This is a genomic window from Microcoleus sp. K4-B3 (assembly GCF_036704615.1).
In the GTDB taxonomy this organism is placed as follows: domain Bacteria; phylum Cyanobacteriota; class Cyanobacteriia; order Cyanobacteriales; family Microcoleaceae; genus Microcoleus.
The window spans coordinates 63,758-80,870 of the sequence record NZ_JAUBSF010000019.1; the positions used below are offsets into that span (position 1 = coordinate 63,758).

Here is a 17,113-nt window from a genome sequence, read left to right on the forward strand (position 1 = left end):
TTACGATCGCCAAAGCCCAATTTCCCATGCCCAATTACTTTGAGTTTTTCTGACTCTTCAAAGAGTTAAGATGATTGTTCATCTTTTGCAAGTATGTTTTTAAAACTGGATACTGTGAATTTGCTAAGAGTGAGTCTTTTTTCTTAGTTACTGTTTGTTCTAAAGCCAAAATTCGATATTTCATTTGATTGTTTAGAGGATAGCGATGTACCCAAGTAGGAATAGGTATTATTCCAGTAATTTCAGTAGTTTTTTCATTAATTTTTTTGCGAATATTTACTTGAAAAATCACGCCTAAGTCTGTATAATTTTTGGTTTGACCGGAAATGAAGTTTCCCATTGAATAAATTGCTACTGCTTTGCGGGTTTTCCCATTTTTTCCGGGGAATTTAAATATTTTGTAAGGTTGGACGACGTGGGGATGGCTGCCGAGAATGATGTCTGCACCAGCTTTTAATAGGTTTTCAACTAATTGTTTTTGTTGGGTGTTTGGCTGTCGCTGATATTCATCGCCGAAGTGCAGGGAAATTGCGATGACATCGGCTCCTTTGGTTCGGGCTTTGGCAATGTCTTTGACTATCTTTTTTTCGTCAATTAGGGAAACTAAATAATCTTTGCCTTTGGGTATGGGAATGCCGTTTGTGCCGTAGGTGTAGGCTAGAAGGGCTAGTGAAATGTTGTTTTTGGTGGTGATTAAAGTGCGTGAAGCCTCGGCGGCTGATGTGGCTGTTCCTGTTGAGGCAATTTTGCGATCGCGCAGATTGGCGATCGTCCTAATTACTCCTTTTTCTCCACGGTCTAAAGCATGATTGTTCGCGGTTGTCAAGATATTAAACCCGGCTTTTTTAGTCGCATCCGCTAATTGAGCCGGTGCGTTAAATAGCGGATATCCCGTATATCCGCCCGCATCTTCCCCCGCTAAAGGTGTTTCGAGATTTCCGATCACCCAATCGCCTGTTGATAGGATACTTTTAACTGGTGCGAAGAAACTGTCAAAATTGTATGTTTTCTTTTTTGCGTCGTAGCCCGATCGCGTTTGGGTACTGTGCATCATGATGTCGCCGACAGCAATTAGTTTTGCTTCTTTGATCTCAGACTTGGGTTGGGCGGGAACAGGGGCTGCAATTTGCGATCGACTTTCTTTAGGCTGTGTGTTAGTTTGTGGCGTTTGGATATTGCAGCCTGCGATCGAAAGCATGGCAATTAGCGAGAGCAACCGACGAAAATTCATGATTTCTGAGAGTGATTTGTCGGCTTATATGTTATCATGACCAGGACTTAAGGAAATAACATAAGTCTGTCATTGCGAACGGTAGTGAAGCAATCGCAGCATCTATTTTTTATGGTTCTACGTAAGTCCTGATAACTAAATTAGTTGGAACTAAATAAATGACTAATAAATATCTAATTATTGCCTTTATTGTTTTTGTATCAATTACGGGTTTGGGTGTTTTGACTTACGCTCAAACTTCGGGCGATAGACCTTTTGAATTTGCCTTAATTGGCGATTTGCCCTACAGTGCCGAACAGGAAGCAAAATTTCCGAGTTTGATTGCAGATATCAATCGATCGCCCGCAGGGTTTGTAGTCCACGACGGCGACATTAAAAACGGTTCTAGTGTCTGCGATGATGCAACTTTTGTCAGTCGCAAGCACTTATTTGACAATTTTGAGATACCGTTTATTCTTGCCTATGGTGACAATGAATGGACGGATTGCCACCGTTCAAATAACGGCAGTTACGATCCAGTAGAAAGACTCGCTAAACTGCGGGAAATCTTCAACCAGGGTAATCAAAGTTTGGGAAAGCGCACCTTAACTCTCACCCGTCAAAGCGAAAACCCGCAGTTTGCTAAATTCCGCGAAAATGTTCGCTGGATTTATCATGGAGTTGTGTTTTTGGCGATTAATATGCCGGGAAGCAACAACAATTTTGGCCGCACTCCCGAAGGAGATGCAGAATATGCCGATCGCAATTCAGCTAACTTAGCCTGGATCAAAGAATGTTTTGCTTTAGCCAAACGCAGCAACAGCAAAGGAATTGTGTTAGTTGCACAGGCCAATCCGGGATTTGAACTCGATTCGACGGACAAAAGAAGAAGTGGCTACAACGATTTTATAGCAACTCTGGAAACAGAAACAGGCAATTTCCCAGGGCAGGTTGTATTCGTCCACGGCGATACTCACTATTTCCGCATCGATAAACCTTTACCCTATTTTACCGATGAGACTCAACTACCGAGAATGAAAAATTTTACTAGAGTTGAAACTTTTGGTTCTCCAAACGTGCATTGGTTGCGGGCTTTTTATGACCCTACCAATCCTAATTTGTTTGAATTCAAACAGCAGATTGTTCCGGAAAATTAGGCTAGGTAACACCATTGTTATGCAAAATAAATAATTTTTGAATTACACTGAAGATAGGTAGAATTGAGGAATTTATTTATGACAGTCGCAACTAGGCGCTTCACCCTGGAAGAATTTTTGAAACTGCCAGAAACTAAACCTGCTAGCGAATACATTGAGGGGGAAATTCTCCAAAAACCTATGCCGAAAACTAAACATTCTCGTCTCCAGGGGCAATTCCTGCGTGTCATTAATGAAGTGGTAGAGGAACCCAAGATAGCTTACGCTTTTCCAGAGTTGCGGTGTACGTTTGGCGGTCGATCGATTGTTCCAGATATTGCGGTACTATTGTGGGAACAGATTCAATTTGATGACAGTGGCGAACCAGTAGATGATGTGCTAATTGCACCGTATTGGGCGATCGAAATCCTGTCGCCAGAGCAAAGCTCAAATCGCGTAACTAGAAAAATTATTCACTGTCTTCAACATAATTGTCAGTTGGGGTGGCTAATCGATCCAGACGATCGATCGATTTTAGCGTTCTTGCCCAACCAACAACCGCAATTCTGCGAAGGTAGCGATGTCCTTCCCGTGCCCGAAATGATTCCCATGAATATCACCGCCGAACAGGTGTTTAGCTGGTTGAGAATGCAACAATGAATCAGGGCGATCGTCTTTTTTGTACCAATTTGAAAAATCTCCCGCTTGGCTTTGTAGTGAGGACTTTAGCCATTATCAAAACTCAGGAATGAAGTCCTTACTACCAACCAAATTTTCTATTGCCGCCACCTGTCAAATTGGTCTTCGGAACAGCCATTAATAAATTGATTGCTCACCCAACCGTCAAGGATTGTAAAAGTTTCATTAGGAGGATTACCCGAAAATCTGGCCGCAATTTTCACCCAATTACCTTGTCTGCTGACAGCCCTAACTCCGTCTCCCCTTTTCAATTTAGCAACAACCGGGTACTTATTGCCTGGGCCTTTGCGAATATTAACCGCGCCGCCTTCACCTGTAATAAACGAGCAATGAGTTTGCTTTTTTAAAGCTTCTGCTTTTGCGGGAGCAAGACTTTGCTGCTTGCCGAAAACAGGAAAGCTGTAAAGTGAGAAGCTAAAACTTGCAACGACGGCTGCAATAAAAAAGGCTTTTGATTGAGTAAAAATTAGCATTATTTCATTTCCTTGGATTGACCGAACTGAAGTCCTGACTATGAATTTTTTGAAAAGGACTTCAGTCGTTACTACTAACTGTTATTTGACAGAGGCAAACCATTCGGTAACACCTTGAGCGATCGCCTCGGCTAATTTCTTTTGTTCTGTCGGATTCCCAATCCATTCAAACTCTTCGGGATTGATCAGAAATCCCACTTCCATTAAAACAGATGGAGTAACCGCAGGACGAGTCATAGCTAGGTTGTTCCAGAATACACCATAGCTCGGACGGTTCAACTTGGCAACTAAATAATTGTGCAAAAACATTGCCAAACTGTGCGCTTGCGGGTGAAACCAGAAAGCGCCGACGCCTTTAGTCTTAATGGCATCGCCGTTATCCGGCAAAGCATTGTAGTGAATTGAAATTGCGATCGCAGGTTCTTCTTTTTGAATCATTTCCACCCTCGGCGGCAAATCCAAATCGACATCTTCTACCCGCGTCATTAGCACGTTCGCGCCCCGATTTACCAATTCCTCTCGCACCAATTTCGACACAGTTAAAGCTACTGTTTTTTCTCTAATCCCCACTGGACTCACAGCACCTCCATCCTCCGGCCCGCCGTGTCCCGGATCGATGAGAATCTTAATTCCAGACAGCGGTTTTTGTGTCGAAATCGGCATCATGCTTGTATTTGCCGGCGGGTGTTTTAAAGAGAGCACTAAAGTTGTGCCATCGTATCTCAACTTGTAACCCCACTGCTGGGTAGATTTGAGATTAAAAGTGTATTGTACTTGCAGTGGCGAGATTTGTTGCCATTCCAAACGCGAAATTACCGGGTCATCAGTGACGCGAATAATGTCAGTTTGAGCGGTGGTATTGTACAGGGTTAAAGTGAAGGTGCGTTCTCCTTCCTGCACGGTGACTGGGACGGGTGTTTCTAAGGGAAATAACACCTCTGTCCAGCCGGAAACTTGACGCGAACTGGCGCTGCGAATAATCGATCGCGGAGGCACTGAATCCTGGACAATTCGCACTTCCGAGGCTTTAATCCAAGCACCGTAATCGAGTCTGAGCCATTCTCCCTCGCGCCCGATAATTATTGCTCGCGTTCCCTTCGGCAGCGGTGTCATCCGAGAAAAATCTGTACTCGCTCCAGTTCTGGCGACACCAGGATCTGCTGTTACTTCGGCTATTTCTAAGTCAGCCGGAGAAAGAATAGAAATCTTGCCAGTACCCTGTTGGCTGATAGTTCGATCGTTCATTGTTAGCTCAAACGATGGCACGCCTAAATCAACTGTTTTTCCCTTAGATGAGAGGGCGTTCTCAGGGGTTTTAGCACAGCCTTGATACTGTTGGCTGCCGCCTTTTTTGATCGGGGAATTTGCGTCTAAAAGTACAGATGCGTTGTCGGGTAGTTCGACTTGCGATCGCGCTTTTAAAGGAATAGTAATGCCCGCCAATTTTACCGAAACTTGAGCATTCGCAGGTGCGATCGCCCCAAAGCAAATATATTCCCCCGGCAAACTCGCCACATCAACTTTCGGCGTCAGGGAATCTTTAGCAAAAGCCAATCCTACAGGGGCTTCCGGCTGATTCGACTCGCGCGTCACCTTAATTTTGACTTCCTGATTTTCGTAACGCAAGGTAAAGACATTTTCGCCGAGTTGCAGCGGAAAAGTCGGGGCGAAATGGCCGGATGCGGTGCGCGAAATTTGGTTGCCATTTACTAACACTTGTCCCGGTGCGGGCGCTGTACCGATTAAAAAGATGCGATCGGCTGTAGTTTTGTGGTTGGCGGGAGGATAAGCGAGAAACAAAGGTTGAGCGGCGACAGCTACAGAGGCGATCGCCACGATCATCCCAAACACAACTAATCCTAAAAATTTTCTCATTCTATATCGCAACTAATTGAGACTCTGTTGGTTATTTATACTAGAACTTGCGCTCAACCCGGGAGAAATCTAGGAAGAAACCTGGTTTCTGAGGATTAGCCGTAAGTCCAATTTACTCTACAGGTTCAATTTTATCAGGTTGGTAGTTGCAATTGAGCGATCGGCAACATAAATCCCCGGGTCAAACCATTAAGTTTTAATTAATTCCGAGGTCGTTCTCCACAGTTGCTCCAACCGATTCGCCGGCATCGTCAAATACAAAACATCCCCCGTGCTCAAACAAAAATTCAGTAAATCCCAGCCGTGAATAGTTTGACAATTAGTTTCCACATACAGAGGCACAAAATCAGCAGACTTAGCGGCATCTTGAATGCGGTGGCCGCAGAAAGGATGTTTTGGGGTAATTAATGTGCCCAAGCAAACCCATAGACTGTCAGCCGTCACTCCGTTCCCTAAAATTCTGCCTCCAATCGCCGCCGCTGCGAAAGCAGGGGCAGCCAATTCCGTCGGGTTCAAAACTCCTTCAAACTCAAAAACTTGCTGCACCATCAAAGCAAAATGTGGGTCTTGATTGCGGACAATAACTGATAGTTTTGGCGCCAATCCTTTAGCGCTCAAGGCAATTTCGACATTAGACATATCGCTGCTAGTTACCGCCAAAAGTGCTGCTGCTTCTTTAACATTAGCAGCTTCCAGAGTTGCGGGCAAACTAGCACTTCCCTGAATGACCGGAATTTTCATTGAGCGAGCCGTGCTTAGAAATCGGCTGTTAGGGTCTTGCTCGATCGCCACAATATCGTAACCGTTAGTGTACAGTTCTTTAGCAATTTGGATACCCATTCCTCCGAGTCCGCAAATAATGTAATGATTGCGCTGCGGCACTCGCGCCACATCCCAATATTCGGTAAAGCGAGTTCCCAATACATAATCGTTGAGCAGTGCGTAGCAGATGCCGACGATGCCGGCTCCAACTAACATCATGACAATTGTAAATAGTTTAATGCTTTCGGGAGCTTGTTCGGCTACTTTTTCATGGCCTCCGGCTCCGGTAATCATCCCTACGGAAAAATAGAGAGAATCAACAATTGAGATATTATCGTCAACACAAATATAGGTAGCAGTAGCAACGGCGATCATTGACAGGAGTGTCAGTACAACAATTACTGCTGCTTGGCTGTGCTGCTGAAATCGGCGCAGGCTAGTTAATGTTTTGAGCAGTTTTTGAGTTAAAGTTTTTTGGGGGCTGTGGATAGTCGGCTGAGTGGCAACAATTAGCCGATCGCCCTGCTGACACTGCCGATCGGCAAGCACCGCCGATACTAAATCAGTTTTGTTAGCAGCCGGGAGATAATAAATCAACATTCGCGATCGATCCTCCCACAAATCGCTGAGTTTGCGATTTTTCCAAGGATGTGTTTCATCGATATATTCTTCGTGAATCGGCCAAGTGCGATCGAACAAACGCAACTGCCCGATCGCCTGGTTTCCGAGAGCCGCAAACGCAAAAACCGGAGCCGCCAATGATGAAACGCTCATGGAAGTGTGATCGGGCAAAGTGTGGTCAATCCTGTCGCCCAAGCTAGTATTGAACAATCTGTTGATGATGCGAATCTGAGGATTGAGAATCCTCGCTTGCATCAAAATTGCCAAATTGACAGCATCATCGTCTGCTGCAATTACTAAAGTGTGAGCGTTTTGAATGCCCGCCGCCAACAAGGTAGAAGCTGCTTGCAAATTACCGACAACCACATCAGAAGTTTCGCCGCGAATTGGGCGATCGCTAATACCAACAACAATTGCTCCTTGCTGTCTCAACAAACAAAAAATCTTGTGTCCCGTGTGGCCCAACCCGCAAACAATGATTCGAGGTTTCATAAAAATTTATTTGCCAGCCAATTTCGGAGCTGTCCTTGTAGTTTTACTTACCATTGTTGACTCTCCTGGCTTTGCAGAATGTAGCTAAAAAGACTATCTAGGAAACTTGTGCCGCCGTGGCCTGGAAGTTTTGGAACAAGGAAAGGAGAGTGCCGTGTCTCTACAGCCGCGTTCCCAAGTTTTGAAACAAGGACACAGCAGTGCCTGTACCTACAGATATGAGGTGCAATAACCTAATTTAATCTTTGAAAAATATCCGGGTGCAACAGCCAACCAGCAGAATTTAAATAGGTAGGGACACGACACTGCCCTGTCCCTACAACTATGACTTCCTACATAAATTTAGCTGCCTTAGCGGCAGGAGTTATTATGAAATTCACTGCACCCTTATTAGCATCCGCTTTAGTTTTCGCCGGTACTGTCGCCTTTGCAAGCCAAGTGCAAGCAGCTCCAGCCAGCAACTCTTTGAATAACACTAAAACAACATTTCAGTGCGTTACTTCCGGTCGGAATTTTGTCACAATTGCGCGGCGGGGAAATGTCACGACCGATCCGATGATTCTTTGGAAATCTACCGAGTTCGGCCGCGAATATACACCTTGGCAGCGCTGCCAAATTGTTTCCAATAGATTGACCAAAGCTGTTGCCGAGAATGGCGGAAGATTGGCCAACTTGCAGTTAACCACAGGAATTGTTAATAACTTGCCCGTAGTTTGTTACGTGAACGGACGGGGGCGCTGCAACTCTCAAAATCTGCTGTTCACCCTAGACAAGCGCAATGCTAAAAATCCCGGTGATGCTTTAACGAGATTGATTAATTTTGCCCAAGACGGCGGCGGGCCAGTTACAACGTTCAGAACAGGAACTCAATCATCTGCACCGCAGTTTGTTCCCTTTGGAGATATGGTCGATCGAGCTTTTAATTCTCCAAACAATAAACCGTCAGTTCCTATAGCAAAACCGCAGGGCGATCGGGGTATTTAATAGTCGCGCCTCTAATATCGTTTCCGGTTGCATTCAGACATGATATAGAGGACACGGCAGTGCCGTGTCCCTACCGCGATTAATGGTAGGGACACGGCACTGCCGTGTCCTGGCTGTGGGTAATATTAATTCCAATGCTTGCACCTGACAAATTTTGAAACTATTGTGGGGTGGGCTTCTAGCCTGCCCCTAAATATTTAGACTAAAAAAACTACACTGTCACCCCTTCAATCTTCTCATCTGTTAACTCATACAACTCGCGCAACTGCTGCAACTTATCCGCATCCGGCAGCCAAAAACCCCGCCCGTTAGCCTCCAACATTCTGCCGACAATATTGCGAAAAGCTTCAGGATTTGCCTCCCGCAACTTTTTCGCCATCTCTTCATCCAAAGCATAAGTATCAGCAGCCTGATCGTAAACCCAACTATCAGTAAAATCAGCCGTTCCGCCCCAACCAATTAACGCCGTCATCCGCTGCGAAATTTCATAAGCGCCGCCAGAACCTTGATTTGCCATCGCGTTAGCCCACTTAGGATTTAGCAACTTAGTTCGATATTCCAAGCGCAGCAAATCTTCTAAATTGCGAGGAGTTGTATCCTTAGAAAAACTTTCGACAAAACTGGTATTGACTTTTTTGCCGCGCTGCTTTTCTGCGGCTTTCTTCAAACCGCCAGTATTCGCATAATACTCTTGAATATCAGTCAAACCGTATTCAACAGAATCAATTTCTTGAATTATGCGATCGCACCCTTGCAACAACTGAGTCAAAACCTCCGGCCTCGCTTCCCCCTTATCCTTCCTCCCGTAACTAAAAACATTGCGACTTTCCCAAGTTTTCCCCAACTCATCCCCCGATTCCCAACTACCATCAACAACCCTATCGTTAACCAAAGAACCAAAATCCCCAGCCGGATTAGAAAACAACCTTGCGGAATAATTCTGCACACCTTTTGCCTGCAAAATTAAAGCGTGTTTGCGAATAAAATTCTCCGACTCCGGTTCATCCGCATCCGCCGCCCGCACGAACAAATCATCCAACAATTCAATAATATTGACAAAGCTATCTCGGAAAATACCCGAAAGATTTCCCAACACATCAATCCGGGGATGACCGACATCAGCTAAGGGTTTTAATTCATAGCGAACAATGCGGCCAGTACCTTCTTTTAGAGGTTCAGCCCCCACCAATTCTAGCAGAATTCCAATAGATTCGCCCCGCGTTTTAATCGCATCCAAACCCCACAGCATCACTGCCACCGTCTCAGGATAATTTCCCTGTTCCTTAAGGTGCTTATCAATAATTTTTCGAGCAATTTCGCGGCCCCTTTCATAAGCAGCAGGAGAAGGCATCCGATAAGGGTCTAAAGCATGAATGTTCCTGCCAGTTGGCAACACTCCAGCCCCATCCCGCAACAAATCCCCACCCGGTGCCGGCAGAATATATTCCCCATTCAAACCCCGCAAAAGATTAGTTAACTCATCCGTCGTTTGCAACAACAAATTCCGCACCAACAAACCCTCCTCAAAAACCCCACCAAACCCCTCTTTCTCTTCCTCTCTGCGCCCTCTGCGCCTCTGCGGTTCATTTTCTTCAAAAACCAGTTTTTGCACCTGTTCCTGTGATAACCTCTCCCCAAAGTAAGCCTCAAGATAAGAGGTCATTTCCTCAGAATTAGGGGGTTCCCCGAGAACGTGCAAACCCGAAGAAAACAAGCGACATTCCACCACCTGCAAATACTCGTACAGCTTCACCAAATAGCGGTTAAAAGCATCAGCACTGAACATTCCCACATTCTCAAAACTAAAAGCAATCCCCAATTTTTGAGCATCCTCAAACGGACAGTCCGCCTCCAAACCGCTATCTAAAATCTTCTGGCAAATCGCTTCTTTCAGCACATAATTCTTTGCCGTATCTTCCCGATATTCCGCAATCAAATCCCGCAAAGCCATCAATTCCTTGTACAAGCCCGCGCGGCCGTAGGGCGGCACGTTGTGAGAAATTAAAACGCCGTAACCGCGACGTTTAGCTAACATCGATTCCGAGGGATTGTTCGCGGCGTAGATATAAAGATTCGGCAAACTTCCCAACAGAATATCCGACCAAGAATAGCCAGTATTTCCCAGAGGAGAACCCGGCAACCATTCCACAGTGCCGTGCATTCCGAAGTGAACCACAGCATCAGCTTGATAATCATTTTGCAGCCACTTGTAAAAAGCAGCGTATTGAGGGTGAGGCGTCAAATCGCGATCGAACATCAAGCGCATCGGATCGCCAGAAATTCCCAGCGGCGGCTGCAAACCTATCCAAACGTTCCCCAGTTGAATGCCACCGATTTGGAACTCGTCGCCGTCTGTCTTAATACCCGTACCCGTTAAAGATTTCCACTGTTTTTCGATGCGGCTTGTTGACAAGTAGCCCAGCCATTTCTCCAGAGTTTTAACATTAACAGTATTGCCGTAAATTCCCTCCGTATCTGCGTTCATCCGCGTTAATCCGCCTGTATCTGCGGTTGCATCATCCGCCTCTTTCACCCTGCGAATTAACTCCTCACCGTCAGCCGGAATTTCTCCAACTGTATAACCTGCTGCTTGAAGTTTGTGCAGGAAATTTAGCAGCGATTTCGGTACATTTAATAAAGCCGCCGTACCCGCCGCCCCGTAACCGGGAGGAAACCCGTAGAGAATAATCGCAATTTTCCTTTCAGATGGCGGAGTTCGACCTAGTTTCACCCAATTGTTAATTCTACTTGTCAGGCGTTTGGCCCGATCGGGCACCAGATAAATATCCTCACCCACCAAACCGCCCAGGGGAACAGGATCGATCGCACCATCCAACTCAGGCAAAGCATACAATACCACACTTTGCAAACCTCCAATCCCCTGACGAGTCCAAGAATGGATATCCTGAATCAGCAGAGGTGCGGACACAAAATAAGGTACATTTTTAGCAGTTAAAATCCGCTTAGCAACTTCCACCTGCCTTCCAGCCTCCATCGAACCAGCAGGCCCGCCAACCAAAGGGAAGCCAATAGTAGAAACAATCGCATCAACTTCCACAGCATCTTTAGAAAGCGAAAGAGTTTCAATATTGCCTTGTTTTCGCCGCGCAGTTTCATCAGCAGTCGTCATCCAATCCCGCACCGCCACATGGCCTTCAACGCCATTGATAAAAATCGGCAAAGGCACAATTCCCGCCGCTTCAAAATAGCGAATTAATTGAGGAATATAAGGCTGTTTGGTGATAACGTGCTTGCGGTAAAGCAAAATTCCCACAACTGGAGATTTTATTTGATTGGAATTAGGGAACCAATTGGTTCCCAATTTTGTGGAACGGGCATCTTGCCCGTTAGAAACCCGATCTAAATTTTGAGACAAATTGGTCTCAAATTGTGTGGAACGGGCATCTTGCCCGTTATAACCCTTTCTATCAAGATGTCTAGCCTCTTTTGTGGAACGGGCATCTTGCCCCCCCCTAGCACTTTGATTACCGAGATACCAATCCAAATATTCCCGGGGCGATTCAAAATAACCGTTATAATCGGGATGCAATAAACCCATATTGGGAGTTTCCACAGGAGGCGGAATTTCTGCAACCTTCAGGCTTAAATACTTTTCGGCAATAATCCAAAACATCGACACAACATTATCCGCACCGCCAGCATTCCAGTAACCGTAAATAATCAGCCAGTTTCGCAAATCCTGCACTTTTTGCACCGGCACATATTTTAATAACTTCGGCCCAACCTTCAAAAAACTGATATAACCAGCCAGCTTATCTTCTTCTCGCCCGTTGCTGAACTTATCCAGAATAAACTTAACCGGTTTCGGCATTCCCTTCGGCTTGTCGCCAATTTTAAAAGCGCCGATTTGAGTAAGACTCATCAATTCCAAAGCAGACTCAAAAACCAGGCGAATCGGGATATGTTGCACCCTTTCCCGCAGCCACATTACCGCATCGTAATCAAACAGCAAACTCCCGAAAAACACATCAGCATTCGAGAGGGCGGCTGCTACAGCATCGGGTTCATCTGCGAGGGCGCGATCGCTAAAAACCCGCACTTCCAATCCCTGACAGCCAGCCACAGCCAACTCGGCAGCTTTCCGGTACAACTCAGCATTAAAAGATTCAAACCCTGCAATTAAGACAATGCGTTTCACAGCCCAACCTCGAAATATTTGCTTCTTTTAATGATAGACTAATTACAGAGATGCACAGGCAAGATGCCTGTGCCACTGACAGACAGAACAAAAAAGATAATCTTCTGCTTTCTCTTACTTCGCGCCTTCGCAGTTTATCAAATATGTCTTATTAAAGTAAGAACCAATTAAAATAATCAAACCAATCCAAACAGAGCAATATTTACAACAGTGAATCGAATACCTCCCGCAATAGTTATCTTAGGTCAAAACAGCCTGCCGATCGCCAAAAAAATCTCCGCACATTTCCCCGGTTCCCAGATTTACGGTTTAATCGATCGCACTTCCCACACAGACATCAACTTTAGCAACTTCGGCGAAACATTGCGGGAATTATTTGCAACAGAAACCCCAATCATCGCCATCTGCGCCGCCGGAATTATCATCCGCACCCTCGCCCCGCTGCTGTCAGACAAACGCGCCGAACCGCCAGTTTTAGCCGTCGCAGAAGACGGAAGCGCCGTCGTACCGCTGCTGGGCGGTTTGCACGGCGTTAATGATTTGGCCAGAGAGATTGCAGCAGCCCTCGGCGTACAACCTGCAATTACCACAACCGGAGATATCCGGTTTCGCACCGCGCTGTTGAGTCCTCCCCAAGGCTATTCTTTGGCGAATCCAGAGGACGCGAAGACTTTTATTTCAAATTTGCTCGCCGGAGCACAAGTACGCCTAGAAGGTGCTGCAAGCTGGCTGTATGAGAGCAATTTGCCGATCGCCCCCGACGCAAAATTGACGATCCGCGTCACCGAAAAAGCAATTGCGCCAACGCCCGATTGTTTAGTTTACCATCCGCAAATTGTGGCAGTTGCACTCACAAAGCTATCGAATATTGAGCCGGAAATAGCGGTTTCATTAGTGCAGCAAGTGTTGGAAAATGCAGGTTTAGCAGCAGCTTCTGTTGCTGGATTTTTTGCATTAAAAGATGAGATGGGAAACCCGGCAATTGAAGCAGTTTCACAATATTTTAAAGTCCCCGTCCGCTTTTTCAATCAATCGGAACTTGTCGAATTAAACTCTATTGAATTCATCGAAAATCAGGCCGCACAAATTGCCCTGACAGCAGCCGGTGCAAACAGTCAGTTAATCGAGTACGATCGCATTTTAGCCCTGAATTGCGCGATCGCCCTGGCCGCCGAAGCCCTAGATGCTAGCGCGATCGGAGTTAGCCGCGGCAAACTGGCGATCGTCGGTACGGGCCCCGGCGGCGCGCCCTGGATGTCCCCGGAAGTTAAAGAAATTCTGCGCGAAGCCACGGATTGGGTGGGTTACAAGTTCTATCTCGACTTAGCTGGAACTATGCGGGAAGGGCAAAAGCGGCACGATTCCGACAACCGGGAAGAGATCGATCGCGCGCGTTTTGCCCTAGATTTAGCAGCATCGGGAAAATCTGTCGCCGTGGTTTCGTCGGGAGATCCGGGTATTTTTGCGATGGCGGCGGCGGTGTTTGAGGCGATCGACTTTGATGCCAAACCCGAATGGCAAGGCATCGATATTCGGGTGGCACCGGGCATTTCAGCCATGCAGGCGGCCGCTGCTGCGATCGGAGCACCCCTCGGACACGATTTTTGCGCGATTTCGCTTTCGGATATTCTCAAGCCTTGGGAGGTCATAGAACAGCGGATTTCTGCGGCTGCGATCGCAGATTTCGCGATCGCATTTTACAATCCAGTATCCACACAGCGGAAGTGGCAATTGGGAAGGGCGATCGAGATTTTGTTGCAAAATCGCGATGCTAAAACCCCCGTCGTACTGGGGCGAAACCTCGGCCGGCCAGGCGAATCTGTGCGCGTTTGCACCCTCGGCGAATTCCAGCCGCAAGACGCCGACATGAGAACTTTAGTGATTGTCGGTTCGAGTCAAACTCGGATTATTCCCCGCAAATATGGAGATGTTTGGGTTTACACGCCGCGCAGGTACGAAAAATGAGTCTAAGTGATTTGTCAAGAGCAACATTTCTCTCTCTTCTCTTTCTCTGCGCCCTCTGCGCCCTCTGCGGTTAATAAAAAAAATCTTCTTCACAAAACCCGCCACCAATGAACACTAAATTACCAGAAACAATAGAAACAGCTACTTTTGGACTTGGTTGTTTTTGGTCTCCCGACGCGCAGTTTGGAGTTATCCAAGCAGTCGTGCGAACTCGCGTCGGTTACGCGGGCGGGGCTACAGCAAACCCCACTTATCATAACATAGGGAATCATATTGAAGCGGTCGAAATAGATTTCGATACCTCGCGGATTTCCTATGCAGAACTGCTGGATATTTTCTGGAGAAGTCACAATCCCCGGCAATTTCCTAGTTGGTCTAGACAGTATATGGATGCGGTTTTTTATCGCAGTGATTCACAAAGGCAATGTGTTGAGCTAAAACTCCATCGCGAAAAAGCTAATGGCGGCAAAATTTATACATTAATTCAGTCTTTGACCGAGTTTTATTTGGCTGAAGATTACCATCAAAAATATTATTTGCGTCAGGAACCGGAACTCATCAAAGAATTCGATAGCACTCAGTTTGTTAACTCCACTGTAGCAGCAAGAGTCAACGGTTATGTCGCGGGCTTCGGCAGTTTTTCAAATCTCGAAGAGGAAATTAGAGATTTTGGTTTGTCTGCAGCCGGATGCGAGAAATTAGAGAAAATAGTCTCCAGAATCCGACATTAAATTTTACCTAACTCTTGTGGGATGGGCGTCTCGCCCGTCCGCGACTAATATGTAGCGACTAATCTGTAGGGTGCACGGCTGCACCAGACGACTAATTTTACCCAGCTATTGTGGGATGGGCGTCCCGCCCGTCTGCAGTATGCAAATTAGACATGAAATAGCTTAGTTCACAGATGACATCCTCACCTTTACCAGAAAATCGCTAAGAGCAACCTTTGCATGAGGATTTGATGGCAAATGACTTGTAAAACTTGCATCTTCTAATATATTGATTAGCCGATCGCGCTCTTGCTGATAAAATTCAATATCTGTATCTTCCAGCACAGATTTTTCCTCCCCAGCCAGCTTGCGATCGATCAAATCAGGAATATACGACAATTGGAACTTCTCGTTAAGTTTCACCAAATTCGCCTCGACTTCCCCGGTTTGCATCAAGTGAATCCCAGCCAGCAACACCCGGTAAACGTACAGCAGTGGCTTAACCCGACGCGGGCGTTCTTTCTCAAACAATTTCCATTGAGTTTTAGCAAAACCGAGATAGTGGTGGCTGTGGTGCTTGGTAATGCAGTTCGACGCGAGATCCTTTAATTCCTCGTGTTCCTTTGTACTGTAAACTATCAGCGGCGAATACAGTTGTTCTAGCACGTACCCGTTGCGCTTCAACAGCAACTCAAAAAATTTCTTAATGTCGTGAGTTACTAAATCTAGTTCCATTCCCTCCCGAACCTCAGAAACTTCGATTGTTTCTTCTCCAGAAATCAGTCCAATTACTTTAGGTAGCGGTAAGATGTGTACTCCCCGCAAGTCGAAGTCAGAATCTGCGGAAGGAAAGCCGTATAAGTGCGAACCGCTGACAGTCGCAAACAGCAGCGGATAAGGTTGAACGGAGATAATTTGGGCTAAATCGGAAATGTATTCTGTCATTTATTCGAGTCCGTGCAGGCGGGCTTTGTTTGTATAGAACCGATTTCAAGATCCGATTTCGATCGCACCTCTACGCGCTTCAATCAAAAACAGATTAGCTTTCTCGTAATTAGGACGTTCCGGTAAGGAAGTTGCAGCAAAAGCGCGATCGAACTCACCGTGCAAACTCAACCGCCAGCGATTCACCTCATCCCAGGATATTTCTTGGTTGCGGATAGATAAAAGTTGCGATCGATAATCCTGCACCCGAACAGGTACAAACCCCTCCTTAAGCACCGTAATTCCTGACAGCAGCAAGCGAATTAAGTGCATCGCGTGCTTCCAACGAATTTCCCCGGTATTGCGGAGGTCTTGCTCCATTTTTTTAAATTGAGACAAAACGTAGCTATTGTAAGTTTGATAAACCAATTGAGAAAGAAAGATCTCCCGAATTTCGAGCAATTCTTGTGCTACAGGAGAAACAGTTTCTACTAAAGGGGTGTACAAACATTCTAGCACATTTGGATTAGCTTTTAGTGCCAAAACTAGAAACTTTTGCAGTTCCCAATAGCATTCCTGATTTTCCTTTTTTTCCAATTGTTCTGGAATGCCATAAAGCGACCAATGAAGTATTGCCGGCGGCTGGTAAATCCCGCGCCTGTCTGTATCGGATTGCTCGTTATCAAGACCGTAAGCTCTCGAACCAACAATGCAGCGGTAAATTACAGAATCATATAGGTTGTATTCTGCGAGAAAATCTCCTCCTGACTGCAATCCTTCGCTCTGAAACTGCTTGCGGATGCTGAGTTCGTGCCGCCGCAGACTAACTTGTGTTCCGTCTGGGAGTTTGACTAAATAGGCGTGGGAATTGTCCGTAGGCGATTGAACGATGACGCCTACTAATCCTGGTTTCCAAGATTGGTCGCTGGCGGGGTTTTTGACCTCGATTTTGGTGACAATTTGGGTTCCTGCGGGGATGATTAAGTTGAAATTTTGAGGAAGATTGGCATTTGCCATGAGGAAACCTCCTGCAGGACACGAGCTACAATCTTAGTGTAGCATATGTGTAGTATAGAAGGGGACTAGGTAACTAAAATTGAGAA

General features: G+C 46.0%; 12 protein-coding genes. 5 read left to right on the plus strand and 7 right to left on the minus strand.

The features are described 5' to 3' along the window. Window positions 1-34: 34 nt before the first annotated feature. Window positions 35-1,231 (minus strand): CapA family protein, encoded by a 1,197-nt coding sequence (locus QUA78_RS11580; RefSeq protein ID WP_333300686.1) that lies wholly within the window; start codon window positions 1,229-1,231, stop codon window positions 35-37. A 158-nt stretch (window positions 1,232-1,389) separates the two neighbouring features. Between QUA78_RS11580 and QUA78_RS11585 the strand changes: the two genes are divergently transcribed. Further along, on the plus strand, window positions 1,390-2,367 hold the full coding sequence (locus QUA78_RS11585; protein WP_333300687.1) for a hypothetical protein: 978 nt from the start codon (window positions 1,390-1,392) through the stop codon (window positions 2,365-2,367). Window positions 2,368-2,445: 78 nt separating this feature from the next. Next, window positions 2,446-3,006 (plus strand): Uma2 family endonuclease, encoded by a 561-nt coding sequence (locus QUA78_RS11590; protein WP_333300689.1) that lies wholly within the window; start codon window positions 2,446-2,448, stop codon window positions 3,004-3,006. A 116-nt stretch (window positions 3,007-3,122) separates the two neighbouring features. Here QUA78_RS11590 and QUA78_RS11595 read toward each other — a convergent pair whose 3' ends face one another. From QUA78_RS11595 to QUA78_RS11605, 3 genes are all read right to left on the minus strand, one after another. Beyond that, complete coding sequence (locus QUA78_RS11595) at window positions 3,123-3,518, minus strand: SH3 domain-containing protein (RefSeq protein WP_333300690.1); 396 nt, start codon at window positions 3,516-3,518, stop codon at window positions 3,123-3,125. A gap of 81 nt (window positions 3,519-3,599) precedes the next feature. After that, the gene (locus QUA78_RS11600) at window positions 3,600-5,393 is read right to left on the minus strand and encodes an N-acetylmuramoyl-L-alanine amidase (RefSeq protein ID WP_333300692.1); all 1,794 of its coding nucleotides are present in this window, start codon (window positions 5,391-5,393) and stop codon (window positions 3,600-3,602) included. A gap of 189 nt (window positions 5,394-5,582) precedes the next feature. Continuing rightward, the gene (locus QUA78_RS11605) at window positions 5,583-7,268 is read right to left on the minus strand and encodes an NAD-binding protein (protein WP_333300694.1); all 1,686 of its coding nucleotides are present in this window, start codon (window positions 7,266-7,268) and stop codon (window positions 5,583-5,585) included. Between the two features lie 369 nt (window positions 7,269-7,637). On the opposite strand from QUA78_RS11605, the gene QUA78_RS11610 reads away from it, so the two are divergent. After that, a complete protein-coding gene (locus QUA78_RS11610; RefSeq protein WP_333300696.1) occupies window positions 7,638-8,252 on the plus strand; it encodes a COP23 domain-containing protein in 615 nt (204 codons plus the stop codon). A gap of 211 nt (window positions 8,253-8,463) precedes the next feature. Here the strand turns inward: QUA78_RS11610 and QUA78_RS11615 are convergent, their stop codons facing one another. Beyond that, window positions 8,464-12,411: a cobaltochelatase subunit CobN gene (locus QUA78_RS11615; protein WP_333300697.1), complete on the minus strand. Its 3,948-nt coding sequence runs from the start codon at window positions 12,409-12,411 to the stop codon at window positions 8,464-8,466. 210 nt (window positions 12,412-12,621) lie between these two features. On the opposite strand from QUA78_RS11615, the gene cobJ reads away from it, so the two are divergent. Further along, entirely contained in the window at window positions 12,622-14,376 is a 1,755-nt protein-coding gene (gene cobJ / locus QUA78_RS11620; protein ID WP_333300699.1) for a precorrin-3B C(17)-methyltransferase, read from the plus strand. A gap of 107 nt (window positions 14,377-14,483) precedes the next feature. Continuing rightward, a complete protein-coding gene (gene msrA, locus QUA78_RS11625) occupies window positions 14,484-15,107 on the plus strand; it encodes a peptide-methionine (S)-S-oxide reductase MsrA (protein WP_333300701.1) in 624 nt (207 codons plus the stop codon). 162 nt (window positions 15,108-15,269) lie between these two features. Here msrA and QUA78_RS11630 read toward each other — a convergent pair whose 3' ends face one another. Both QUA78_RS11630 and QUA78_RS11635 read right to left on the minus strand, forming a co-directional pair. Further along, on the minus strand, window positions 15,270-16,031 hold the full coding sequence (locus QUA78_RS11630; protein ID WP_333300703.1) for a nucleotidyltransferase domain-containing protein: 762 nt from the start codon (window positions 16,029-16,031) through the stop codon (window positions 15,270-15,272). A 45-nt stretch (window positions 16,032-16,076) separates the two neighbouring features. After that, a complete protein-coding gene (locus tag QUA78_RS11635; protein WP_333300705.1) occupies window positions 16,077-17,027 on the minus strand; it encodes a DNA polymerase beta superfamily protein in 951 nt (316 codons plus the stop codon). Between the last annotated feature and the right edge of the window lie 86 nt (window positions 17,028-17,113).